This window comes from Streptoverticillium olivoreticuli subsp. olivoreticuli, from assembly GCF_003391135.1.
GTDB classification, from domain to species: Bacteria; Actinomycetota; Actinomycetes; order Streptomycetales; family Streptomycetaceae; genus Streptomyces; species Streptomyces blastmyceticus.
Window position 1 is genome coordinate 1,671,342 of sequence record NZ_CP031455.1, and the last position, 26,900, is coordinate 1,698,241.

The 26,900-nt window shown below is 75.1% G+C and carries 5 protein-coding genes (1 of these 5 only partly in view); all 5 read right to left on the minus strand.

The window, feature by feature from the left end; all coding sequences use genetic code 11:
• Tightly spaced (each overlapping or abutting the next), the 5 genes in view from sbnB to DXZ73_RS07285 form a layout consistent with a single transcriptional unit that may run on beyond the window.
• Positions 1–987 (minus strand): 2,3-diaminopropionate biosynthesis protein SbnB, encoded by a 987-nt coding sequence (gene sbnB, locus DXZ73_RS07265; RefSeq protein WP_116210188.1) that lies wholly within the window; start codon positions 985–987, stop codon positions 1–3.
• Positions 975–2,003 carry a 2,3-diaminopropionate biosynthesis protein SbnA gene (gene sbnA, locus DXZ73_RS07270; protein WP_240351254.1) on the minus strand — a complete coding sequence of 343 codons (1,029 nt, stop codon included), beginning with the start codon at positions 2,001–2,003 and terminating at the stop codon, positions 975–977. Before sbnA ends, sbnB begins: the two co-directional genes overlap by 13 nt.
• Complete coding sequence (locus tag DXZ73_RS07275; RefSeq protein WP_116210189.1) at positions 1,997–2,209, minus strand: MbtH family protein; 213 nt, start codon at positions 2,207–2,209, stop codon at positions 1,997–1,999. Before DXZ73_RS07275 ends, sbnA begins: the two co-directional genes overlap by 7 nt.
• Positions 2,206–11,202: a non-ribosomal peptide synthetase gene (locus DXZ73_RS40045; protein ID WP_116210190.1), complete on the minus strand. Its 8,997-nt coding sequence runs from the start codon at positions 11,200–11,202 to the stop codon at positions 2,206–2,208. The genes DXZ73_RS07275 and DXZ73_RS40045 overlap by 4 nt, the downstream gene beginning before the upstream one ends.
• Positions 11,199–26,900: the 3' portion of an SDR family NAD(P)-dependent oxidoreductase gene (locus tag DXZ73_RS07285; RefSeq protein WP_240351255.1), read on the minus strand. 4,365 nt of this gene lie beyond the right edge of the window; the window shows 15,702 of its 20,067 coding nt (coding positions 4,366–20,067); its start codon lies off the right edge, out of view — the gene reads right to left on this strand; it ends in the stop codon at positions 11,199–11,201. The genes DXZ73_RS40045 and DXZ73_RS07285 overlap by 4 nt, the downstream gene beginning before the upstream one ends.

The following is a 26,900-nucleotide window of genomic DNA, read 5'->3' on the forward strand; positions in this document are numbered from 1 at the left end:
TTACTCCCCCGGCAGGAAGTCCGTCAGACGGACCGCCGTGTCGTTCTTCTCGGCGTCCGTGCGGACCAGGTCGGCCAGGGCCAGGTCCAGGATGCCCAGGCCGAAGGGGGAGAAGACCGTGACCTTGTGCGGGTCGCGGGGAGCGGGGCGGCCCGTGGCGAGGGTGTCGCCCAGGGCGGCCGTGATGAAGTCGCGGTTGCCGGAGCGCTGTTCGGCGAGGTGGAGGGAGGTCGAGGCGCGGCACACGTGGTCCGCGTCGTCGACGACGTTCACGCTGTCGAGGATCGCCTCGGGGGTGAGGTCGCGGAGGGAGAGGTGCAGGACCAGCGTGCCCGGCCGGCAGTGGTCGAGGCCGGTGTGCGGGGTGGACGCGGTCGTGGCGATGGAGACGAGGCGGTGGGCCGCCAGGGCCTCGTCGACCGAGTCGGCGAACTCGACGGTCAGGCCGGTGGCGTGGGCCTCGGCGAAGGCCTCCGCCCGCGTGCGGTCGAGGTCGAAGAGGCGGACGGTGCGGAGATCGGGGGCGACGACCCTCAGGAAGCGCAGGACCTCCGCGTTGATGACCCCGCAGCCGATGAGGGAGACGCCGGTGTCCGGGGTCTCGCCCGGCATCGTCCGGGCGGCCAGCGCGGCGCTCGCCGCGGTGCGGCGCGCGGAGATGGTGGAGCCCTCGATCAGCGCCTCGGGCTGTCCGGTGCTCAGGGAGTTGAGGATGATCGCGGCGGAGGCGCGCGGGCGCCCGGACGCCACGTTGCCGGGGAAGGAGGAGATCCACTTCATCCCGGCGACCTGGGCGTCGCCGCCGAGATAGGCGGGGAGGCCGATGATCCGGTTCGTGTCGTCGGCCGGGAAGCGGAGGAAGACGGAGTGGGGTACGGCGGTGTCGCCGACCGCGTGTGCCACATAGGCGTCGCGGACCGCGTCGAGCACCTCGTGCTCCTTGCCGTCCAGGGTGCGGTGGACGGTGTGGTTGCCTATGACGAGCATGAGATCTTCTCCATTGTCGAAAGGTCCGCGGTGAGGTCGTGCGGCCGGGGGATCCGGCCGAAGTTCTCGGAGACCCAGGCGTCGTTGTAGATGGTGCCGAGGTAGCGCTCGCCGCGGTCGGGCAGGACGAGCGCGCAGGTGGAGCCGTCCGGGATGACGTGGCGCAGGCTGTCCAGGGCGCTGACGACCGCGCCGGAGGAGCCGCCGGCGAGGATCGCCTCGGTCGCGGCCAGCCGGCGGCAGCCGATGACGCAGTCGAGGTCGCCGACGTGGACGACCGAGTCGGCCAGGTCGGGTGAGTGCAGCGGGGGCCGGGTCGCGGCCCCGTGCCCGGGGAGGAGCCGGGAGACCGCGGGCGGGCAGGGGTCGAAGATGGCGCTGCCCAGCGCGTCCACGGCCACGATCTTCACGGGGAGCCGGTGCGCGCGGATGTAGTCCGCGCAGCCGCGGAGCGTGCCGCAGGAGCTCGCCGAGCAGATCAGGTAGTCCAGGCCGCCGGGCAGCGCCTCGTCGATCTCCCGCATCGTGGTCCGGTGCGCGAGGGCGTTGAGGGTGTTGCCGTACTGGTTGGGCCAGTAGGCGCCGGGGACGGTCAGGGTCAGCTCGCGTACCCGGGCCACGCGGGCGGGCAGGTAGTCGCCGGTCTCCCGGTCGGGTTCGGTCACCATCTCCACCTCGGCGCCGAGGGCGCGCATGATGTCGATGTTCTGCTTGTTGGCCTTGGGGTCGACGACGCAGATGAAGCGCAGGCCGTGGTACCGGCAGACCTGTGCGAGGCCGATGCCGAGATTGCCGGAGCTGGACTCCACGACCACCGACTCGCCCGGCACGAGGTCGCCGCGGCGGATGCGGTCCTCCAGCATGCTCAGGGCGGGCCGGTCCTTGATGCTGCCCGCCGGGTTGAACCCTTCGAGCTTCGCGAACACGCGGATGGGGCTGTCCGGGAAGAGCCTGACGAGTTCGACCAGGGGCGTCGAGCCTATGGTCGACAGGATGCCGGGTTCCCCGGTCAGCACTGCGCGTCCGTCGACTCGGCCAGGCTCTTGGGCCGCATGTCGGTCCAGTTCGCCTCGATGTGGGCCACGCAGGCCGCGTGGCCGTCCTCACCGAACGCGACCGTCCAGCCGGCCGGGACCTCGGCGAAGGCGGGCCAGAGCGAGTACTGGCCCTCCGCGTTGGTCAGGACGAGGAACGTCGCGTCGGCGTCGTCGAACGGGTTCACAGCTGGTCTCCTTCGGGGATCGCGGCAGCCAGAGGGCGCGCGGGGGTCGCGGCGGCGGGGGACATCAGGCCGATGGGGAGCTCCGGACGGTCGCCGGCGGCCCGCAGGACGTCGGTCAGGACCGCGCAGAAGCGCTCGACGGTCTCCCGGTCGAACAGCTCGTCGGCGTACTCCACATGCCCGCTCATGCCGTCGGCGCCGGGCGCCTCGGTCAGCAGGAGGGAGAAGTCGATGCGGGCCGACACGTGGTCCACGGGGAACGGCTCCATCGCCAGCCCCGGCATTTCCAGGGCGGATTCGGCGTAGTTCTGCAGGACGAGCATGGTCTGGAACAGCGGGTGGCGCCCCGGGTGCCGGGGCGGGGCGCAGGCGTCGACCATGCCGGCGAAGGGGTACTCCTGGTGCTCGTAGGCGGCGAAGTCGGCGTCCCTGGCCCGGCGGAGGAGGTCCGTGAAGGCGGGGTCGTCCGAGGTGTCGAGCCGCAGGACCAGGTAGTTGGTGAAGAGGCCGACGAGGTCGTCGAGGCCCTCGTCCACCCGGCCGGCGATCGGGGTGCCGACGGGGATGTCGGTGCCGGCGCCGGTCAGGGTCAGGGCGGTGGCCAGGGCCGTGTGCAGCACCATGAACAGGGTGGCGTCCTGCTTGGCGGCCAGCTCCTGGAGGCCGCGGTGGACCTCCGGGGCGATCGCGAAGGGGACGGTCGCGCCCCGGTGGGTGGGGCTGTCCGGCCGCGGCCGGTCCATGGGGAGGGTCACCTCCGCCGGGAGGCCGGCCAGCGCCTCGTTCCAGAAGGCTTGTCCCCGTGCGGCGAGGCTGTCCGGGTCGGAGGCGTCGCCCAGCAGTTCCCGCAGCCAGAGGGTGTAGTCGGGGTACTGGAGGGCGAGCGGTTCCCAGCGGGGGCCGGTGCCCTCGCGCCGGGCCGCGTACGCGGCGGCGAGGTCGCCGAGCAGCACGCCGACGGACCAGCCGTCGCCCGCGATGTGGTGCCACACCAGCACGAGGACGTGCTCGCCCTCGTCGACCTCGAACAGCACGGCCCGGAAGGGCGGTTCGTTCCGCAGGTCGAACGCGTGGTGGGCGGCGTCGCGTACCCGGTCGGCCAGTTCGGCCTCGGTGGTGGTGACGACCGGCAGGGTGACGCGGGCGTCCTCGGGCGGGAGCACGCGCTGGTACCGGTCGCCGTCGGGGCCGGGGAAGAGCGTCCGCAGCGCCTCGTGCCGGTCGACGACGTCCGTCAGCGCCGCTTCCAGGGCCGCCCGGTCCGTGTCGCCGACGAGCCGGAGGGCGACGGGCATGTTCTTCAGGGTGCTGGAGGCCGCCGCGTTGTCCAGTGCGATCCGGAAGGTGCGGTCCTGGGCCGGGGAGAGCGGGACGCGCTCGGGGCGCTCGTACGGCCTCGGCGCGGGCCGCCCGGCATCGGACCGTCGTTCCGCGACCCGTCCGGCCAGCTCGGCCACGGTGGGGGCGCCGAAGAGGTCGCGGAGGGTCAGCTCCGCGCCCAGTGCCGACCGGATCCGGCTGACCAGCCGGGTGGCGAGCAGCGAATGGCCGCCGAGGTCGAAGAAGTTGTCGTCGGCGCCCACGGACGCCAGGCCCAGGACGTCGGCGAACGCGCCGCAGAGGAGTTCCTCCACGGGGGTGCGCGCGGCGCGTCCGGCCGGGGCGGCGGCGAGGGCGGGCTCGGGCAGGGCCCTGCGGTCCAGCTTGCCGTTCACGGTCATGGGAAGCTCGTCGAGGGTGACGTAGGCGGACGGGACCATGAACGCCGGCAGGACCTCGGCGAGGTGCCGCTTCAGGGCGGGCACGTCCGCGCCTGGGTCGCGGCGCCCGCGGGCGCCCAGCGGCGTGTTGACGTGCGCGGCGGGGTCGGGGTCGGCCTCCGGGTGGGTGCAGGCGGCCATCGGCCCGGTGGTGCCGGCGGGCAGGAAAGCGATGTCGAAGGTGTCGTGGCGGGCGGGCGACCAGGTGGCGACGGGCCGCAGACCGAGGGCCTCGCCGAGCCGGCAGAGCGCCTCCGGGTCCGCTCCCGGGCCCTGGACGGGTGTCGCGGGCACGTCGCCGGGGCGGCCGAGTCCGGCCAGGGCGGAGAACTCGGCCAGCAGGCGGCCGTTGGGCACGCCGGTGATCCGCAGTCCGGTGCCGCCGGTGGCCAGCCGGGCCGCGAGGGCGGCGACGCCGTCGGTTCCCGTACCGTCGGGGACGAGCCGCTGCCAGGGCAGTTCCTCCAGGCCGTCCACCGGCAGGAACGCGGCCTCCGGCCGGACCGTGGCCGTGCCGGATGCCTTGCGGAGCACCGCCTCGTAGCGGTGGCGGGTCAGCTCGTTGTGGTGCAGGCCGCGCTTGAGGCGGATGTCGACGCCGGTGACCCGGTCGTCGGCGGCGGCCAGGGCGGTGAAGTACTCCGGGGCCACCAGGAGTTCGGACTCGGCGTCGATCGCGTGGTCGAGCGCGTCGGTCCCGTCCGGCCCGAAGGTGTCGGCGGCCGGCCGGTGGCCCGCCACGCCCGCCTGGAGGGCGCGCCGCGTCCGCAGGTTGCGTACGTCGCCGACGTACACGGTGCCGCCCGGTGCGAGCAGGCCGATGCACTTGCCGAGGACCTCGGAGAGGTAGCCGGCGTCGGGGAAGTACTGCGCGACGGAGTTGATCACGATGGTGTCGAAGAAGTCCGCCGGCAGTCCGTCGACGTCGTCGGCGGGCCGGCAGCGCAGTTCGACCTTCCCGGCGAGCTCCGGGTCGGCGGCGACGTGGGCGGTCAGCCTCGCCACGGCGGCCGGGGAGAAGTCGGTGCCCCAGTACGTCTCGCAGTGTCCGGCCAGCCGGGACAGCAGCAGGCCGGCGCCGACGCCGATCTCCAGCACGCGGCGCGGCCGCAGCTCGGCGATCCGGGCCACCGTCGCGTCCCGCCACTCCCGCATCTGCTCCAGCGGGATCGGCTCACCGTCGTAGGTGCTGTCCCAGCCGCGGAAGTCCTCGCCCCAGGGCGCCGGCCCGGAGGCCGCGTACACCTGGTCGTGGATGTCCCGCCATTCGTCGACGAGTTCCCCGCCGGGAGCGTCCGCGCCGGAGGCGGGGACGACGTACGCGACCAGGCGCACGTCACCCGGGGTCTCCTCGCGGGCCACGACCGCGGCCCGGCCCACCGAGGGGTGTTCCAGGAGGCGGGCCTCGATCTCGCCGAGTTCGACCCGGTGGCCGCGGACCTTCACCTGCTCGTCCGCCCGGCCCCGGAACACCAGCTGTCCGCCGGGCGTCCAGGCCACGACGTCGCCGGTGCGGTACATCCGCTCACCGGGGGCGCCGAACGGGCAGGCGACGAAGCGTCCCGCCGTCAGGCCCGGCCGGTTCAGGTAGCCGTGGGCGAGGAGGCCGGGGCCCGCCAGGTACAGGTCGCCGGCCACACCCGGCGGCACCGGGCGCAGCCGGGCGTCCAGGACGTACACGCGGGCGTTGGTGATCGGGCGGCCGATGGGCACCGGTCCGGTGCCGACGGTCTCCGCCGACAGGGCGCCGCTCATGGTGGCGCACACCGTGCCCTCGGTCGGCCCGTAGACGTTGACCATCAGCCGCCCGGGGGCCCACCGTTCGACCAGGGGCGCGGGGCAGATCTCGCCGCCGGTCACGACGGTGCGCAGGAGGCCGAGCGTGGACTCGGCGCCCGGGGGCACGGCCTCCAGCGCCGTGGGGGTGATCGACAGATGGGTGATCCGGCGTGCCGCGAGGGTCCCGGCGAGCGCCTCGCCGACCGGCGCCCCGTCGGTGTCGGGCAGGACCAGGGTGCCGCCGCCGGCCAGGGCCATGAGGAGGTCCCAGACGGAGGCGTCGAAGCTGGGCGAGGAGAGCTGGAGCACCCGGCTCGTGGTGTCGACCGCGAGGCCCGCGGCCATGGCGGCGGCGAGGGCGGGCAGGCCCTTGTGCGGGACGACGACGCCCTTGGGACGGCCGGTCGAGCCGGAGGTGTAGATGACGTACGCCGGGTCGTCCGGGCGCGGGGGCCGTACGGGCGCGTCCGGTGCCGCGGCGGTCTCCGGGGCGTCGAGGAGCCAGTGCTCCACGCCGGTCCCGGGGAGCGTCTTCGCGGTCGGGCCGTCCGTCAGCAGCAGCTTCGGGGCGGCGTCGGAGAGCATGAAGCGGATCCGCGCGTCCGGGTATCCGGGGTCCAGCGGCAGGTAGGCGGCGCCGGCCTTGAGCACGCCCAGCACCGCGACGAGAAGTTCGGCGGAGCGCGGCAGGGCGAGCGCCACGAGGTCCCCGGAGCCCACGCCGGCGGCGGTCAGGCGCCGTGCCAGTCGGCCGGCGCGGGCGTCCAGTTCGGCGTAGGTCGTCTCCTCGCCGCCGTGGTCGACCGCCACCGCGGCGGGCGTGCGGGCGGCCCGGTCCTCGAAGAGGGCGGGCAGGGTCGCCGGGCCGGACAGTTCCACGGCGGTGTCGTTCCAGCCGTCGAGCACGTCGTGGCGGTCCCGCGCGGAGAGCGGGTCCAGCTCTCCCACGGGGGCGCCGGGGTCGGCGACGGCCTGCTCCAGGACCCGCAGCAGGCGGCCGACGAGCCCTTCGACCGTGGCGCGGTCGAACAGCTCGGTGGCGTACTCCACGACTCCGTCCAGGCCCACCGGACGGCCCTCGGCGTCCTCCCGCTCGTCCAGGGAGAAGAAGAGGTCGAGCCGGGAGGTGCCGGTGCCCGCCCATTCCATGTGGGTGCGCAGGCCGGGCAGGTCGATCTCGGCGCGCCGGTTGTTCTGGAGCACGAGCGCGACCTGGAAGAGCGGGTGGCGGGCGGCCGAGCGGACCGGGGCGAGGGTCTCCACGAGGTGCTCGAACGGCACGTCCTGGTGGGCGTAGGCGGCCAGCGCCGACCGCCGTACGCGGCCGAGGAGTTCGGCGAACGTCGGGTCGCCGGAGAGGTCGGCGCGCAGGACGAGGGTGTTGACGAAGAAGCCCACCAGTCCGTCGAGGGCGTCGTCGAGCCGGCCGGCGACGCCGAAGCCGATGGGGATGTCCTCGCCCGCGCCGAGCCGGGTCAGCAGGGCGGCCAGCCCGGCCTGGAGCACCATGGAGGAGGTGGCGCCGTGTTCGCGGGCCACCCGGTGCAGCCCCTCGTGGAGCTCGGGTCCCACCTCGAACGGGACGTACCCGCCCCGGTGGGAGGCGACGGCGGGCCGGGGCCGGTCGTAAGGCAGGGCCAGTTCCCCGGGGGCTCCGGCCAACTCGTCGCGCCAGTAGGCCACCTGGCGGGACATCACGCTGTCCGGGTCGTCCTCGGCGCCCAGCAGTTCGCGCTGCCACAGCGTGTAGTCGACGTACTGGACGGGCAGTTCGGCCCAGTCGGGGCCGTGTCCGGCGCGCCGGGCGCGGTAGGCCTCGGACAAGTCGCGCGTCAGCGGGCCGAGGGACCAGCCGTCGCCGGCGACGTGGTGCAGGACGAACAGGAGGACGTGCTCCCGCTCGGAGACCCGCAGCAGGGTCGTGCGGACCGGGGGTTCGCAGGACAGGTCGAATCCGTGCCGGGCCGCGGCCTCGATCTCCGCCGCCAGGCCCTCCTCGGGGACGGGCACGGCGGTCAGGCCGGGCCACGCCTCGGCCGGGTCGAGCACCAGCTGCCGGGGGACGCCCGCGGTCTCGGGGAAGACGGTCCGCAGGCTCTCGTGCCGGCCGATCACGTCGCGGAGGGCCGCCTCCAGGGCGGGCACGTCCAGCTCGCCCGACATCCGCATGGCGGCGGGCATGTTGTAGGTGGCGCCGGGGCCCTCCAGCTTGTGGAGGAACCACAGCCGCTGCTGCGCGTACGACAGCGGGACCGGCTCGGGGCGGGGCCGGCGCGCCAGCGCGGGGCGCGCCGCCGCGGCGGTGTCCAGGCGGATGGCCAGGCCGGCGGGCGTGGGTGCCTCGAAGACGTCCCGTACGGGCAGTTCGGCCCCGAACGCGGTGCGGACGCGGGAGGCCAGCCGGGTGGCCAGGAGCGAGTGGCCGCCGAGGTCGAAGAAGCTGTCCTCGGCGCCGACGGCGTCGACGCCGAGGATCTCGGCGAAGAGGCCGCAGAGCATCTCCTCGGCCGGGGTGCGCGGCGGCCGTGAGGCGGTCGCGGTGACGGCGGAGAGGTCCGGGGCGGGCAGGGCCTTGCGGTCGATCTTGCCGTGCGCGGTCAGCGGCAGGGCGGGCAGGACCGTCACGACGGCGGGGACCATGTAGCCGGGCAGCAGTCCGCCCACGTGGGCGCGCACGGCCGCCGGGTCGGTGGCTCCGGTGACGTAGCCGCACAGCTGGGGCCGCCCGGCGGGGTCGTGGGCGAGGGAGGCGACGGCGCCGGTGACGCCGGGCACGCCGCGCAGGGCCGCCTCGATCTCGCCGAGTTCGACGCGGTGGCCGCGGACCTTGATCTGGAAGTCGCGGCGGCCCAGGAACTCCAGCTGCCCGTCGGCCCGCCACCGCACCTGGTCGCCGGTGCGGTACATGCGCTCCCCGGGGGCCGGGGCGTAGGGGTCGGCCACGAACACGGCGGCGGTGCGCACCGGGTCGGCCACGTAGCCGCGGCCGACGCCGCGCCCGGCGACGTACAGCTCGCCGGGGACGCCGACGGGGACCGGGCGCAGCCGCTCGTCCAGGACGTAGAAGCGGGTGTTGCGCACGGGCTTGCCGATGGGGGTGCGGGCACCGGTGACGGGGCCTGTGAGCACCGCGTGGGCGACGTCGTCCGAACACTCGGTGGGCCCGTAGGCGTTGACGACGGGCACGTCCGGGTAGCGGGCGAACCAGCGGTCGCACAGCTCGGGCGGCAGTTCCTCGCCGGTGACCATCAGCCACCGGAGGCCCGTGAGGTCCGGTGCGCGCAGCCCGGCGTCCCAGGCGTCGAGGGCGGTGCGCAGCAGGGAGGGGACGACCTCCAGGACGGTGACGTCCTCGTCCTCCACGACGCCGAACAGGGCCTCGGGGTCGGCGGCCGTGGCGTGGTCGACGACGCGGGCGCGGCCGCCGATGGCCAGCGGCGCGAGCATCTGCCAGACGGCGACGTCGAACGTGAGCGGGGCGTTCTGGACGACGGCGTCCTCGGCGGTCAGCCTGAGGTCGGCGACCTTGGCGGAGAGGTGGTTGGCCATGCCGCCGCGGTGGACCATGGCGCCCTTCGGGCGGCCGGTCGAACCGGACGTGAAGATCACGTAGGCGAGGTCCAGCGGGGACGCCGGGGCCACGTCCCAGGGCCGCGGCCGGCCGTCGTCGGCGGCGCGCAGCGGCAGCACCGGCACCTCGGCACCGGAGGCGGCCACCACCTGCGCGGCCAGGGGCTCCAGCCCCTCCTCCACCAGCAGGACGCGCACGCCGCCGTCGGCGACCACGCCCCCGGAGCGGCCGGCCGGGGCCGCCGGGTCCAGCGGGACGAACGCGCCCGCGGCGCCCAGCACTCCGAGGACGCCCGCGACGAACCCGGTGCCGGGCCCGGCCAGCAGGCCGACCACCCGGCCGCGCTCCCACTCCGGGAGTTCCCGCAGCCGGGCCGTCACGCCGGCGGCTCGCGCGGCCAGGGCGGCGTAGCTCACCTCGCCCGAGCCGTCGACCACGGCGACGTGGTCGGGCCGGGCCTCCGAGAGTTCCCGGACGCACTCCACCACATCGCCCACGCCGCCCTCGCGGACGGTGTCGTTCCAGCCTTCCAGGACGTCGTGGCGCTCCCGGGCGGACAGCACCTCCAGGCGGCCCACGGGCACGCCCGGCGCGGCCACGGCCTGCTCCAGGACGCGTGTGAGGCGGGCGGCCAGCGCCACGGCCGTGGGGTGGTCGAAGAGTTCGGCGGCGTACTCCAGGGTGCCGTCGAGCCCGGCCGGGGCACCGTCCGCGCCCAGCCGTTCGGCGAGGGAGAAGGACAGGTCGAAGCGGGAGGTGCCGGTGCCCGGCCACTCCGGCCGGGTCCGCAGGCCGGGGAAGGCGAACTCGGCCTGCTGGTGCCGGAGCAGCAGCGCCACCTGGAAGAGGGGGTGGCGGGCGGCGGAGGGGGCCGGGGCGAGGGCCGCGACCAGGTGCTCGTAGGGCACGTCCTGGTGCCCGTAGGCCTCCTGGGCGCGCTCCCGCACCCGGCCCAGCAGCTCGGTGAACGTGGGGTCGCCGGACACGTCGGTGCGCAGGACGAGGGTGTTGGCGAAGAGGCCGACCAGGCCGTCGAGGGCCTCGTCCGGGCGCCCGGTCACGTCGAAGCCGACGGGTATGTCCTCACCGGCGCCCATGCGGGAGAGCATCGCCGCGAGGCCGGCCTGGAGGACCAGGAACAGGGTCGTGCCGTGCTCGCGGGCGGCCCGTCGCAGACCGGCGTGCAGCTCGGGGCCGAGCGCGAAGGACACGTGTCCGCCGCGGTAGGACGCGACGGCCGGCCGCGGCCGGTCGTGGGGCAGCGCCAGCTCCTCCGGCGCGCCGTCCAGCGCCTGCCGCCAGTAGGCGCCCTGCCGGGCCAGGAGGCCGTCGGGGTCGTCCTCGGCGCCGAGCAGCTCGCGCTGCCACAGGGTGTAGTCCGTGTACCGCACGGGGAGTTCCGTCCAGTCCGGCGCCCCGCCCTCGCGCCGGGCCGCGTAGGCCGTCGACAGGTCGCGGGCCAGCGGGCCCAGCGACCAGCCGTCGCCGGCGATCCGGTGCAGCGTGACGACGAGGACGTGCTGCCGCTCCGACAGCCGCAGGAGCGTCGCCCGCAGGGGCGGTTCGCAGGACAGGTCGAAGGCGTACCGTGCCGCGTTCTCGGTCTCCGCCTCCAGGGCGTCCTCGGAGACGGGCACGATCTTCATGCCGGGCCAGGCCTCGACCTGGTCCAGGACGAGCAGCCGGGGTACGCCCGCGGTCTCGGGGAAGACGGTGCGCAGGCTCTCGTGCCGGCCGATCACGTCACGGAGTGCCGCCTCCAGGGCGTCGGTGTCCAGTTCTCCCGTCAGCCGTAGCGCGAAGGGGAGGTTGTACGTGGCGCCGGGTCCCTCCAGCTTGTGCAGGAACCACAGCCGCTGCTGCGCGAACGACAACGGGATCATGAAGCATCTCCTTCTCGGAACATCCTGCGGAGCACCGGCCGCGCGGGTACGGCCTCGCGCGCCGGCCGTGTCGCCAGCGCCGCCAGCGCCGCGGGGGTCGGCGCCTCGAACACCTCCCGCGTCGACAGCTCCACACCGAGGGCGCGGCCGGCCCGGGCGGCGAGCCGGGCGGCCTGGAGCGAGTCGCCGCCCAGGGTGAAGAAGTCGTCGTGGGGTCTCACTCGACCGAGCTTCAGGGTCTCGGCGAAGAGCGCGCACAGCGTCGCCGACGCGTCCGCCTCCCCGGCGGACGGTGTCGCGTCGCCGACGCGCCCGTCCGGTTCGTGCGCCACGCGCTCCAGCAGCGCGCACCACGCGTCGAGCAGCCCTTGGGCGGTCGTCGCGTCGAAGCGGTTGGCGTCGTACTTGAGGTAGAGGCGGAAGCCGTCGGCCTCCTGGAGGATCTCCGCCTCCAGCTCGAACTCGCTCTCCTGGCGCACACCTTCGAAGACCTGGAGGCCGAGCTCGCCGGGGGCCGCCTCCCTGGCGTCGGTGAACAGCGCGGCCTCTTCGAAGTTCTGGTACGAGAGGCTGGTGCGGACCAGTGGCGACCGGGTCCCGTCGCGCCGTACGTCGAGGGCACGGACGATCGCCGGGAACGGGCAGGCGGCGTGTTCGAGGCCACCCAGCACCGCGCGCCGCACCGACGTGAGGAGGTCCCCGTAGGTGTCGTCGCCGTCGACGGCGCAGCGGATCGGCAGCAGGTTCACGAAGTGGCCGACGACGTCGCGGAAGCGGGCGTCGGGGCGACCGGCGGCCGGGAGGCCGACGACGAGGTCGGACTCCCCGGTCACCCGGCGCAGGAACGCCATGTACGAGGCGAGGAAGACCACGGCCAGGCCGGCCCGGCGCTCACGTGCGCGGGCGGTGAGCGCCGCGGACAGCTCGGGCGTGAGCTTCGCGGTCACCTCCTCGCCGCGCGGGGTGGCCGCCGGGTCGAAGGGCCGGTCGCCGGGGAGGTCGAGCGCCCGCCGGGGGGCGCGCAGCTCCTGGGTCCAGTAGGCGAGGTGCGCCTCGCCCTCGGGGCTGTCGAGCATCGCGGCCTCCCAGGCCGTGAACTCGGCATACCCGGCGCTCTCGGCCGGCCCTTCGAGGGCCTCCGGGGCCCCTGCGGACCGCACGGCGGCGCGGTAGGCCTCGGTCAGCGAGCGGACGAGGAGTCCGGCCGAGATCCCGTCGAGGACGATGTGGTGCGCCGTGATCAGCAGGACGCGGCGCGCCTCCTCCGTGCCGTCCGGCGTCACGAAGGTCAGGAGGTGCGCGCGGGCGAGGGGCCCGTCCGCGAGGTCGAAGGGAACGGTCACCTTCTCGCGGACCCGGGCGACCCGGACGGCGTGCGACTCCGCGACGAGATCGGCGCGTGCGAACGGGACGCGGCGCGGTCCGCCGGTCTCCATGTACGGCACGCCGTCGTCCTCGCGGAAGACCGCGCCGAGCACCGGGTGCCTGTCGGTCAGGGAGCGGACGGCCGCTTCGAGCGCGCGCTCGTCGAGCTCGCCACGGACCTCGAAGACGAGGGGGACGTGGTAGGCCGTCGTGTCCGGGGAGATCCGCTGGGTGAGCCAGAGGCCCAGCTGGGCCTGGGACAGGCCCGACCGCTCGGGTCCTGGCGCGGGCGCCGGTTCGTCGGCGGGCTCGGGCGTCTCCTCCTCCGCCGGGGCGGGCAGCAGGCTCGTGAGGAGCGCCTCCACCCGGGCGGTGCCGGTCCCGAGGAAGTGCTCGGCGAGCTCCCCGACGGTCTCCACGTCGAAGAGGAGTGTGGTGGGCACCTCGCCGAGGTCCTCGCGCAGGGTGCCGGTGAGCCGGAGGATGAAGATGGAGTCCATGCCGTAGTCGGCGAGTGGCACCGACGGGTCGATCTTCTCCGCGGGGATCTTCAGCGTGGCGGCCGCCTTGTCGCGGAGGTAGCCGATCATGGCCTCGGTGCGGATGGCCGCGGTGGCGCGGCCGTCCGTACGGGCTTCGACGACGGCGGGTGCAGGCGTCGTCGCCGCCGTGGCGGAGGGCTCCGGCGCCACGGGCTCCGGGAGGGAGGGCTCCGGGAGGGAGGGCTCCGGGAGGGAGGGCTCCGGCGTGATGCCGCCGCGCGGCTCCCCCGCCGCCCCGGACACCGGCCGGGCCGTGCGGCCCTCGACCCGCTGCCGGGCGATGCCGTCGCTCCGGGCGGCGATGATCTGCTGGCCGAGCTCACGCGCCTCCGGCAGGACCATGACGACCGACGGGAAGCCCTCGCCCTCCAGCACCTCGCGCCAGCGCTCGGGCGACAGCGCGGGCGAGCCGGGGACGCGCAGCGAGGTGTCCTCGAAGAGCCACCAGCCGTCCAGCAGCCCGAAGGTGAGGTGTCCGAAGAGGTCGAACCCGGAGAGCTCGTTGAGGAGGAGCCAGCCCCCGTCCCGGAGGGCCGCCTTCACGTTGCGGAGGGTGTTCCGGGTGTCGCGTGTGGCGTGCAGGACGTTGGCGGCGATGACGAGGTCATAGCTTCCGGGGTCGATCCCCTGGCCCGCGAGGGGCTGTTCGGCGTCCAGCCTGGCGCACGTGAGGTACGGCACGTCCGTCCCGTACGAGGCGCGCGCGTCGTTGAGGAACGCCTGCGACAGGTCGGTGTAGGTGTACGTCCCGATGTGCTCGCGGTAGGGGCGCAGCGCGGCGAACATCCCGGCGCTGGTCCCTCCGGTGCCGGCGCCGATCTCCAGGATGCGCAGCCGCGCGCCGGGGTCCTTGTCCAGCCGCTCGGTCACGATCGCGACGGCTGCGTCGCACATGGCGCGGTTGTAGGTGTCCGCCACCTGGTTGTTCCGGTAGCAGCCCTCGACGAGTTCGACGGAGCCGCGCGGGAACATCACGTCCGTGGGCCGGACCGCGCCGGTGAGGATGCCGGGCAGCGCGCGGAGCATGGTGTCGACGAGCTCCAGCCGGGCCTTCCTTCCGGGTTCGGCCGACCAGGCCGCGCGGCGCTCGTCCCACTCGCGGGTGACCTCGTCGAGGGAGGGGGCAGAGGCGGGCGCGGCGCGGAGCGAGTGCTCCAGCCAGGGCGTGTACCGCTCGTGGATGCCGGCGCGGGTCCGGAGCGCCGTGACGTCGGTGTGCGTGTCGCCGGGGCCGGGGGTGGCGCCGAGGGCGTCGAGGTGGGCGCGGAGCATCCTGGCGAGGACCGGGTCCCATTCCCCGGCCCGCCACGCGGCGGCCGCGCTCAGGGCGTTCCGGTCGGCCGGCTCCAGGGGACGGGCCGTGACCACGCCGGGTTCGACGGGGGACGGCGTGCGCGGGTACACGGTCGTGCGGGTGGCCGGGTCGACGGCCGCCAGCACGTCGGGCCTCGCCGTCCTGACGAAGGTCAGCTGGTCCTGCGGGCCGGCGAGGAGGGTGTCGAGGGCCGCCATGGCCTCCGGGGGCTCGATCGAGAGGAGGCCCGACCGGGTCATGCGCTCCTGGTGGAAGTCGGAGGTGGCCGTGCCGACGCTCCCCCACCAGCCCCAGTTCATCACCTTGGCGGGGAAGGGCATGCGCCGGGACAGGAAGTGGGCGTAGGAGTCGCCGAAGGCGCAGCCGGCCGCGTAGTTGCCCTGGCCCGCGACGGGCATGAACGTCTGGATCGAGGAGAAGAACAGGGCGAAGTCGAGTGCCTCGTCCGCGAAGACCTGGGCCATGGTGACGGTCGCGTCGACCTTCGCCGCGAGGCTCTCGCGGAGCGTGGCCTCGTCCATGCCGGCCAGCAGCTCCGCGCCCATGAGGGCGAGCGCCGCCTGGACGACTCCGTGGATCCGGCCGTGACGGGCCGTGATCTCGACGCGGGCGCGGCGCAGGGCGGCGGGGTCCGTGGCGTCGGCGGAGAGATAGCTCACCTCGCCGCGGCCGCTCACGGCGCGCAGCTTCGCGTCGATGGAGGCGTCGTGCGGGCGGCGGCCGAGCCAGACGACCTTCGCGCCGTACCGCTCGACGACGTGCCGGGTCCACGCCGTGCCGAGGCCGCCCGCGCCGCCGATCACGACGTAGACGCCGCCCTCGCGGTACGGGGCCGCGGGCCGGGGCCCGGCCTCGCAGGGGGCGAGCCGGCGGGCGAGCCACTGGCCGGCGCGCCGGACCCAGGTGTCGCCGCCCGAGTGGGCGGGGAGCGAGGTGAGGTCCGTGGGCCAGTCGGTGCCGTCGAGGTCGACGCGCCGGACCGTCCAGTGGGTGTGTTCGAGGCCGACCGAGCCGAACAGGCCGTGGAGGCCGGCGTGGGCGGGGCTGACGTCCTCGTGGGCGTGGGTGGCGAGGGCGCGGTGGGTCACCAGCGTGATGCCGAGGGGACGCGCGTCGTGCCCGGTGCGCACCAGGGCCTTGATCATGCGGAAGGCGGCGATGACGCCTTCCTCCTGGGCGGCGACGAAGCCGGCGGCGTCGTCCGGTGCGAGCTCCGTGCCGGGGGCGAGCCACAGGAGGTGGTCGATCGGGCCGGCGGCCTCGACGGCGCGGGCGGCCTCGTCGGCCGGGGCGCCGGGTGCGAGGCTCCAGTGCTCGGCGAGCGGGTGGGCGACGGTGAGGGCGGCGCGCTGCTCGGCGGTGCCCCCGACGACGAGGACCCGCTGCCCGCGGCTCGGTACGGCCGCCTTGAGCGTCCCGGCGGGGACGGCGTCCCAGACGGTCGTGTGGAGCGCGGGCACCGGCTCGGCCGCGCGGCGCGACGCGTGGGCGTCGGGGAGGGTGCGCGACGCGCCGGGCTCGCCGGGCACGGGGGTCGTCGCGTGGACGAGGGGGTGGTCCGGGACGGGAGAGGTGACGGGCTGTTCGGTGGCACGCGCGGCCGCCGGGGGCGTGGGCGCGGCCCAGTGGCTCTCGCGGGCGAACGGGTAGGTGGGCAGCGGTACGCGCAGGTGGGCGCCGGCCGGGAACAGCCGGTCGTAGTCGAGCGCGGTGCCCCGGGCGTAGAGCCCGGCGAGCGTGCCGAGGTCCGTGCGGTAGGTGTGGTCCGTGCCGCTCGGCGAGGCGCAGCGGCGCAGGCACTCCTCGCCCCGGTCCCGGTCGGCGGCGGTGCCGGTGTGCTTCTTGCGGGAGGTCGCGGCCTCGCCGGTGAACGCCCGTGGGCCGTCGAGGCCTTCGGCGAGGACGCTCAGGAGCTCGGCGCGGTCGCGGACGACGCAGGCGAAGCGGTGGGCGAAGTGCTCCCTGCCGGCCAGGAGGGTCCAGGCGACGTCGCCGGTGTCGAGGGCGGTCTCGCGGCGGCAGTGCTCGGCGAGGCCGGTGACCTGCCGGGCGAGCTGTTCACGCGACCGCGCGGAGAGGACGACGAGGTGGGCGGGGCGCGGCGCGGGGACGCGGTGCGCGGCCGGGGCCTCTTCGAGGACCAGGTGGGCGTTGGTGCCGCTCGCGCCGAAGGAGCTGACGACGCCGAGGCGCGGGGTGCCGTCGGGCGTCTCCCACGGGTGGGTGCGAGTGCTCGGGTAGAAGGGGCTGCCGTCGAGCAGGACGGCCTCGTTCGCCGTCTCGAAGTGGAGCGAGGCGGGGATCTGCCCGTGCCGCATCGCGAGGAGGACCTTGAGGACGCCGGTGACGCCGGCCGCGTACTGGGTGTGGCCGAGGTTGGTCTTGACCGAACCGATCGCGCAGTAGCCGGACTTGTCGGTGCCGGCGCGGAACGCCCGGGTGAGCGCCCGGAACTCGATGGGGTCGCCGAGCCTGGTCCCGGTGCCGTGCGCCTCGACGAGCCCGATCCGCTCGACGTCGACGCCGAACGACTCGTAGACGTCGCGGAGCAGGCGCTCCTGCGACACGGAGCTGGGCGCCGTGATGCCGTTGGTCGCGCCGTCGTGGTTGACGCCGGACCCGCGGATCACGCCGTGGATGTGATCCCCGTCGGCGACGGCGTCGGACAGCCGCTTCAGGACGAGGACGCCGGCCCCCTCACCGGGCACGAAGCCGTCGGCGCGGTGGTCGAAGGTGTGGCAGCGGCCGGTCGGCGACAGCATTCCGGCGCGCCCGGCGAGCTCGTACAGCCGCGGTGTGGCCTGGACGAACACGCCACCCGCGAGGGCCATGCCGGTCTCGCCCGACCACAGGTCCTTGCAGGCGAGGTCGATGGCGACGAGGGAGCTCGAACAGGAGGTGTCGACCGCGATCGCGGGGCCCTTGAGGTCGAGGAAGTAGGCGACGCGGCCGGGGACGAACGAGGCGGTGTTGCCCCAGAACGCCTGGGCGGGCGCGTCCTCGCCGACGACCTCCTGGTAGTCGCCGTCCCAGCAGCCGACGTAGACGCCGCAGCGGCCGTCGCCCGTCCGGCCGGCGTACCCGGCGTCCTCCAGGGCCTTCCACGACTCCTCCAGGAGGAGCCGCTGCTGTGGGTCCATGACGGCGGCCTCGGCGCCGGAGATGTTGAAGAACATCGGGTCGAAGGTGTCGATCCGGTCGAGGAACCCGCCGCGCGTGCAGCGGTCCGACGCGTCGTCACCGCTGCCCCGGAGGTCCCAGCGGGTCGCCTCGGTGACGAGTTCGTCGCCGTCGGCGAGGTGCCGCCACAGCTCGTCGAGGGAGTCGGCGCCGGCGAACCGGCCGCTCATCCCGACGACGGCGATCGGCTCCCGCGCGCCGGCCGGCGGGCGGGGGACGTCGCGCGGCCGGTCCGCGGCGGACGCGGTGGTGACGGCCGCGGCCGCCGGGGGCGCGATGCTGTCGCCGTGGTCGGCGAGCAGGTGCGCGGTGAGGCGGTCGGCGGAGCTGTGGTCGAAGAGGACGCTCGTCGGAAGGGACAGCGAGAGCGCTTCGTTGAGCTCGTGCACGGTGCGGACGGCGAGGATGGAGTCCACGCCGTAGTCGGCGAAGGCGAGCCTGCCGTCGAGGGCGTCCTCGTCCATGGCGAGCGCGGCCGCGATCTTCTCGCGGACGACCCGCGGCACGTAGGAGTCGAGCGGGTCCCGGTCACCGGGCGTCTCCCGCGGCCCGGTGGGCGGTGCGGGGGTGCCGGGCCGGGTGTGCGGGTCCGGCCGCTCCGGCGCCACGGTCGCCGTGCTCCCGCCGGAGGCCGGGGCCGGGTGGTTCCCGCCCGCCGGCTCCAGGTCGCCGATCCAGAACCGGTCGCGGGCGAAGGGGTACGTCGGCAGGGAGATCCGCCGGGCGGCGGGGCCGTGGAGGGCGCGCCAGTCGAGGTCCACGCCGCCGGCCCACAGGGCGGCGAGCTTGTCGAGCTTCCCGGCCGCGGCCCAGCGCGCCACGAGGAGCTCCTGGAGGTCGGAGTCGGCGGCGATCTCGGCGGCGGCGCCCCGGGCGCCGCCGGCGGTGCCGAGGTGGAGGCCGGGCACCGGCTCGCCCGCGGCGAGGTACGCGCGCAGGACGCGGCGCAGCTCGGACGTGGAGACCACGGCCACGGCGAGCCGCTCCTTCATCGCCTCGCGACCGGTGCGGAGGGTGTGGGCGAGGTCGGCCAGGCGGACGGTCCTGTCGCCCTCCTCCTCGCGGTCGAGGAAGTCCGCCAGGCGCGCGGCGGCCTCGCGGAGCCGGTCCGGCGTCCGCGCGGAGAGGACGACGACCTGCTCGGTACCGTCCGCCGCGGGCGAGCCGGTGTCGTGGGCGTCGCGGTACTCCTCCAGGATCACGTGCGCGTTCGAGCCGCCCGCGCCGAACGACGAGACCGCCGCGATCCGCCGACCGTGTTCCGGCCGCCAGGGGGCGAGTTCGCGCTGGACGAAGAACGGCGTCCGGCCGAAGTCGATGTTCGGGTTCGGCTCCTCGGCGTGCAGGCTCGGCACGAGCTGTCCGTGGCGCAGCTGGAGGACGGCCTTGGTGAGGCCGGCGACGCCGGCCGCGGCCTCCAGGTGGCCGATCGACGACTTCACCGAACCGATCGCGCAGAACCCCCTGTCGTCCGTGTCCTGTGCGAACGCGGTGGTGAGGCCCTTCACCTCGATCGGGTCACCCAGCTCCGTGCCGGTGCCGTGCGCCTCCACGTAGCTCACGTCGCGGGCGGAGAGGCCCGCGCGGTCCAGGGCGTCGCGGACCAGCTCCGCCTGGGCGCCCGGGTTCGGGACGGTGTAACCGTGGGAGTGCCCGCCGTGGTTGACGCTCGTCCCCCGGATCACCGCGAGCACGCGGTCCCCGTCGGCGAGGGCGCGGGAGAGCGGCTTCAGCAGCACGCAGCCGACGCCTTCGCCGGGGACGAAGCCGTCACCGCCGGCGCCGAAGCTCCGGCAGCGCGCGCCGGACGCCAGCATCGTGGAGCGGCACAGCTCGGTGTAGTCGAGCGGGTGCGTGTAGAGGTTCACGCCGCCCGCGATGGCGACCTCGCAGGATCCCCGGTGGAGGTTCTCGCACGCCTCGTGGATCGCGGTGAGCGACGCCGAGCACATCGTGTCGACCGTCAGGCTGGGGCCGCGCAGGTCGAGGACGTACGAGGTGCGCGCGCTGACCGACGCGAAGGACAGGCCGGGCACCACCGTCCCGCCCGAGGGGAGCCGTCCCGCGCCGTGCCGGGCGTGGCCCGACTTGGTGACGCCCGCGAAGACGCCGACCCGCCGGCCGTGGCGGCGCGCGAGCTCCTCACGCGTGTAGCCCGCGTCCTCCAGCACCTCCCAGGACGCCTGGAGGAACAGCCGCTCCTGCGGGTCCATCGCGTAGGCGTCGCGCGGCGCGATCTTGAAGAAGAGGGGGTCGAAGGCCGCGAAGTCGTCGACGAAACCGCCCCACTTGCTGTAGCTGCGGCCGGTCGCGACGGCCTTGTCGCGGTCCGGTTCGAAGAAGCCCTCCAGCGGCCAGCGGTCGGTCGGGATCTCGCGGACCGAGTCCCGCCCGGCCTTGAGGTTCTCCCAGAACTCGGTGACGTTCCCGGCGCCCGGGTAGCGGCCGCTCATCCCGATGACGGCGATCGGCTCGCGTGGCCCGGGCGCTGCCGGCGCGGCGGGGCCGACGGCCGGCAGGGGCCGCTCGTCGGTCTCGGCGGGGCGCGTGGCCCAGGCGGTGTCCGCGTCCGTGCGCGCGGTCCGCGGCGCGTGTTCGGCCGCGAGGTGCTCGGCGACCGCGCGCAGCGTCGGCCGCTCGTAGAAGAGTGTCTTCGAGACGTCGCCGTACACGGCGGAAAGCTCCTTGTTCAGCTGTAGCACCATGATCGAGTCGAGTCCCAGGGCGCCCAGCGACGCGTCGGCGTCGACGGTGCCGGGAGCCGATCCGGTGACGCGGGCGAAGAGGTCGACCAGGAGGCGGAGGGTGTCCCGCGCGGAGGCGGCCGGGGCCGTTCTCTCCTCGGTCGCGCGGGCCCGGTCCACAGCGGTCCGGGCCCCGGCAGGCGGCCGCGCGGTGTCGCCGTGGTGCACCCACACCCGGTCGCCGCCGAGCCGCCACGCGTCCAGGAGGGCCGCGATGCCGTCGGCCGATTCCATGGGCACCAGGCCGCGATCGCGCCGGAGGGCGGCGCGCGCGGCGTCGTCGACGGTCATCCCGCCGTCCTTCCACAGCGGCCAGGCGAGGGACAGCGTCCGTCCGGACCGCTCCCCCGCCGCGGCGCGCGCGGTGCGCAGCGCGGCGAACTCGTCGAGGAACGCGTTCGCAGTGGCGTACGCGCCCTGGCCGCGGTTCCCGGTGACGGCCGCGCCGGACGAGAAGGTGAGGAAGAACTCCAGCGGCGCCGCCTCGGTGGCCCGGTCGAGGTGGACCGTTCCGGCGACCTTCGGCGCGAGGACCTCGGCCCACTCCCGCGGTGTCTGCCGCGCGAGCGCGGCGTCGTGGAGCACCCCGGCGGAGTGCACGATGCCGTGGACCCCGCCTGCGTCCTCGCGGACGCGGGCGACCAGGTGGCGCACCTCCTCCCAGCGGGAGACGTCCGCCCGCTCGTAGCGGGCCTCTGCGCCCAGGGCCCTCAGCTCGCCGAGGAGCGCGTCGGCGCGCCCGTCGCGCGGCCGCCGCCCGACGAGGACGAGCACCGGCCGGGTGACGTCGCGGGCGATCCGCCGCGCGACGACGGCGCCGATGCCGCCCGCGCCACCCGTGATCAGGTAGACGCCGCCCGCGCGCCACGGAATGTCGGCCGTACCCGTGCCGGGCGCCGCGGGAGTCCACTCGCGGACGGCGCGTTCACCGTCGCGGTAGCGGACGACGGCGTCCTCGCCGGCGCTGCGCGCGTTCTCCGCGACGAGCGCGGCGACGGTGTCACCCGCGGGGGTGCCGTCGAGACCGATGACCTGCCCGGTGATCCGGGGGTGCTCCAGGGTCAGGGTGCTCAGGAGGCCCGCGAGGGCCGTGCCGACGGTGTCGTCACCGCCCGACGGCGTGACGACCTGGACGAGCGTCGTGCCGTCGCGCTCCTCCGCGACCAGGTCGCGGACGGCCTCGAAGACCTGCCGCGAGAGGTCGGTGAAACGGCTGTCGAGGCGCTGCGCCGCCGTGGTGACGGTGACACAGCCGGCGCCGGGAACGCGCCGCTCGACGTCCGGCCGTGCCTGGGCGAGGGCGCCGCAGAGGATCACGACGCGGTGGGCGTACGGGCGTTCGCCCGCCCCGCCCCCGGCGAGAGGCGCGGGTGCCCAGGCGGGGACGAGAAGCACGGTGCGGGGAGCGGCGGCCGCCTGCTCGTCGACGGAGACCCGCAAGTCGGCGGCCTGCCCCGGCCCGCCGTCGCGACGCCGGTCGACGCGGGTGCCGGTCCGGGTGTGGGTACGGGCGGTCACGGCCCCGACGGCCACCGAAGCCTCCGGGCCTTCCGGGATCCAGTGGCGCTCGTACGCGAACGGGTACACCGGCAGGTGGGCCCGCTTCGGCGGCCGCGCCCCGTGAAGGGCGCGCCAGTCGACGGCCGCGCCTTCGCTCCAGCGGGCCAGGAGCGACGTGAGGTCGCCGTCCGCCGTGGCACCGGGCCGGACGTCCGGTACGGGCGGGTGCGCGGTGGGACCCCCGTCGTGCGCGACCCGGCCTCGCGAGCCGCCGACGGCGCGCCCGTCACCGGCGAGGAACTCCCGCAGCCTGTCGGCGAGTTCACCGTGCGAGGCCACCACCCATCCGACGCGCTCGGCCATGGCCACGCGTCCGGTCTGCAGGGTCCACGCGATCGAGTGGAGCCCGGCGGGCCCGTCCGTCTTCTCCAGGTACGCGAGGAGGTCCCGCGCGCGCTCGTGGAGCTGCTCGCTCGTGCGGGCCGACAGCGGGATCAGCGCCTCCGCGCCGTCCGCCAGGCCGTTCCCGCGGCCGTTCCCGTGGGTGGCATCCACAGCTTCGTACTCCTCGTGCGTGTCGTCACCCTGGTGGTCCTCGTACTCCTCGACCACGACGTGGCAGTTCGCGCCGCCGAAGCCGAAGCTGCTCACACCCGCCCGGCGCGGGGCGGGGGCGCCCTCGCGGTCGCGCGGCCGCCGCCAGGGCTCCGTCTCCCGCACGATGCGGAACGGGCCGCCGTCGAGCTCGATGTACGGGTTGGGCTCGCGGCAGTTGAGCGTCGCGGGCAGGACGCGGTGCTGCATCGCCAGCAGCACCTTCAGCAGGCCGGCGATGCCCGCCGCCGCCTCCAGGTGGCCGATGTTCGTCTTCACCGAGCCGAGCCCGCACGTGCCCCGGCCGGTGGCGCCCAGCCTGCGGAACGCGGTGGTGAGCGCGCGCACCTCGACCGGGTCACCGAGGGCGGTGCCGGTGCCGTGCGCCTCGATGTAGCCGACGGTGTCCGGGTCGAGCGCGCCCATGGCGGCGGTGACCAGGTCCGCCTGCGCGTCGGCGTTGGGCGCGGTCAGCGAGTTGGCACGCCCGCCGTGGTTCTCGGCGCTGCCGACGAGCACGCCCAGGATGGCGTCACCGTCCCGCTCGGCCGCGGCGAGGGGCTTCAGGACGACCGCGCCGACGCCCTCGCCCCGCACATAGCCGTCCGCGTCGCTCGCGAAGGTCTTGCACCGGCCGTCCGGGCTCAGCATCCCGGCCCGGTGCGCGCTCACGAACGTGTCGACGCTCAGGAGGAGGTTCACACCGCCGGCGATCGCGGCGTCGCAGGCTCCCGACCGGATGGCCTCCATCGCGCGGTGGACGGCGACGAGCGAGCTCGAACAGGCGGTGTCCACCGGCTCGCTGGGGCCTCGCACGTCGAGGACGTAGGAGATCCGGTTGGCGAGCATCGAGTGCGCGTTGCCCGTCGAGGTGAAGGCGTCGGGCGCGACGCCGTGGGTGGTGAGCAGCGTCGCGTAGTCGTTGCCCGAGACACCTAGGAAGACGCCGGTGTTCTCCGGCAGGGCGGCGGGGGTGTACGCGCTGTGCTCGACGGCGTTCCAGACCGTCTCCAGGGCCAGGCGGTGCTGCGGGTCCATGAGCTCGGCCTCGCGCGGGTAGATCCGGAAGAACCCCGCGTCGAACCCGTCGGCGCCGTCGAGGACGCCCGCGCGCTTCGGGAAGTCGGCGTCCGCGACGACCCGGGCGTAGGCCGCGCCGTGGCGGTGGGCGGGGAAGTCCGTGACGGAGTCCTTGCCTTCGGCCAGGTTCGCCCAGTACGTGTCGAGGTCGGGCGCGCCGGGGAAGCGGCCCGCCGCGCCGACGACAGCGATGGGCATCGGCGCGCCGGCGGCCGGGGCCGCGGGGGCGGGCCGAGTCCCGGTGCCGACGGCCCGGGAGGCGTCCTCCGCCGGCAGCGACCGGGCGTACGCCTCGCGGACGGGCCCCTCGAACTCCTCGGCGAGGTGCCGGCCCAGCGCGCCGAGCGTCCGCAGGTCGAAGAAGACGGCGGGGCTCAGGGTGACCCCGAAGCGCTCGCGTACCCGCTCGGAGAAGGTGACGAGCGAGATCGAGTCGAAGCCGAAGGCGTCGAACGTCGTGCGGTCGTCCAGCTCGCCGGGGGCGAACTTCAGGATCGCGGAGGCGAGTTCGCGCAGCTCGGCGACGGCGAACGGGACGATCCCGGCGCCGGTGGCCGTGTCCCGCGCGGGAGCCGCCGTGGGCTGTGGCCGCGGGGCGGGCACGGTTCGCTCCTCCCTCTTCATGTCCGCTTCCTTTCGCGGTGGTCCACCGTCGCCGCTCCGCACTCCCGTGAGCTCCGCGACGGTCCGGCCGGCGCGGTCCAGGAGCCGTACGCGGCCGCGGGGGCCGTCGGGCTCGAAGAGCGCGTGGGCCACCTCGGCGGGGGCGCCGGAGACCCGGACCTCCTCGATCCCGTGCAGGGCCGACCGGGCCCACCGCGGCGCGTGCGCGCGCTTCGCCACGAGCAGCAGGCCCTGGGCGACGGCCGTGAGGACGTGCGGCGCGAGGGTGAGGTGGCGTGCACTGTGGTCCTGCCGGAGCCGCGGCGCGGCGAGGGCGAGGAGCAGCCGTCCGCCGGGCAGCCAGTACGCGCTCCGGACGCCGGAGTACAGCGGGTCGTGGTCGAGCCCGCCCTCGGCGAGCTCGGCGAGGAACTCGTCCCCGGACAGGGCGTGTACGGCGTCCTGTCCGAGCGCGTCGACCGGGAGGACCTCTTGGGCGCGCGTCGGCGCACCGCCCGGGTGGATGTCGAACTCGGCGACGACCGTGCGCGCGCCGGTCGCGTCCTCGGCGGTCACGACGCCGGAGGCGGCCTCGGCGCCCGTGACGGCGAAGGTCGTGACCAGGCGGGTGGTGGACGCCCACGGGACCGGGCCGGGCAGCCGGAGGCCGCGTACGACCGGCGCGGCGGCGAACCCGGAGACCTTGGCGGCGGCGAGGGCCAGGTCGACGGCGAAGGTCGGGGCGACGGCGGGTTCCCCGTCGTGCCGGTGGCCGTAGTCGAGGAGGTCGTCGAGGTGGACGTCGAGGACGTAGCGCAGCCCGTCGACGTCGGACGCGTTGCGGCCGAGGAACGGGTGGAGCTTCTCCCGGAGCGCGAGCGGCGCGGTCACGGACGGCGCCTCCGGCTCCTCCTCGGCCCAGCAGCGCACCCGCTCGAAGGGGTAGGAGGGCAGGGGGACGCGCCGGGGCGGGCGCGGGCCGGTCAGCTCGCTCCAGTCGACGCTCTTCCCCTTCAGCCATGCCGTCGCGAGCGTGCGGGCCGTGCCCGTGCGCCGGTCGTGGCTCGCGAGCGCGGCGTCGGTGTCGCCCGCGAGGTGGCGGTCGACGGCCGCGAGGGCCGCCCGCTTGTCCCCTGCGAGGAACGCCCAGCGGCGCGGGAGTTCGTTCTTGCCCACGCGGAGGGTGTGCGCGATCGACGGCAGCGAGTCCTCCGCCGCGTCGGCCAGGTAGGCGCGGAAGCGGGTGAGGGAGGCGGCGAGGGCGGTGTCGGTCATCGCCGAGAAGACGAAGAGCTGTTCGCGGCCGTCGTGGTCGTACGCCGGGGCGGGGGCGCCCCGGTACTCCTCGACGATGATGTGCGAGTTCATCCCGCCCGCGCCGATCGAGGTGAGGCCGGCCCGCCGGGGGTGGACGGTCTCGCGCCCGCCGTCCGTGGTGACGGCCGGCTTCCAGTCGGCGAGTTCGCGCTGGACGCGGAAGGGGGTGTCCGCGAAGGCGATGTCGGGGTTGAGCTCGGAGCTGTGCAGCGAGGGGGCGAGCTTGCCCTCCCGGAGCTGGAGGACCACCTTGGCGAAGCCGATCATGCCGGCGGCCGCCAGGAGGTGGCCCGCGTTCGACTTGACCGAGCCGAGGGCGCAGAACCCGGTGTCCGGGGTGTGCTTCCCGAAGGCGGTGGTCAGCGCCTTGACCTCGATCGGGTCGCCGAGCGACGTGCCCGAGCCGTGGCCCTCGACGTAGCTGATCGTCCGGGCGTCGACCCCGGCGTCGGCCAGGGCCTTCTCGACGGCGCGCGCCTGCATGTGCGGGTTGGGGACGGTGAAGCCGTTGCGCACGCCCGCGTTGGTGAGCGCGGTTCCCTTGATGACGGCGTGGATGTGGTCGCCGTCGCGCTCGGCGTCGACGAGCGGCTTCAGGACGACGGCGCCGACGCCCTCCCCGAGGATCGTCCCGTCGGCACCGAGGCCGAAGCTGCGGATGACGTCGGAGGTCGCGGTGGTGAAGTGCTCCTGCGAGGAGGTGACGAGGTTGTACGGGTGCAGCAGGAGGTTGACGCCGCCTGCGACGGCCATCCGGCACTCGCCCGCCCGCAGCATCTGCACGGCCTGGTGGATGCAGGTCGAGGACGCCGAGCACATGGTGTCCAGGAAGATGGACGGTCCCGTGAGGCCGTAGAAGTACGACAGCATGTTGGGGAGCGTCCCCGTGTAGCTGCCGGTGGCCGGGGCCCCCCGGGTCAGGCTGTTCTGGAAGCCGTAGAGGTTGTAGTGGTTGCTCATCGTCCCGGCGAGGACGGCGACGTCGCCCTGGTACTGCCGCTGGATCGTCTCCCGCGAGTAGCCCGCGTCCTCCAGCGCCTCGACGCCGGCCTGGAGGAACAGGCGGACCTCCGGCGACATCCGCTCCGCCTCGCGCTTGGAGACGCGGAAGTAGCGGGGGTCGAACTTGTCGATGTCGCGCAGGAACGTCCCGGTGCGGATGGCGCTCTTGCCGGGGACGGAGCGGTCGGGGCTGTAGACGGCGTCGTGGTCCCAGCGGTCGCGCGGGATCTCCTCGAAGGTGTGGCGGCCCTCTTCGAGGAGCGACCAGAGTTCGTCGAGGGTGCCCGCTCCGGGGTACCTGCCGGAGATGCCGATGACGGCGATGTCGTGGCGGTCGTCGCGGGACGCCGTGGGTGCGGGGGCCGGGGCGGGGGCGGGGGCGACCGTGGGTTCGAGGACGGGCACGGGCGGCGTCTCCTGTGCGGCGGGTGCCGTGCCGAGGACGGTCTCCAGCCG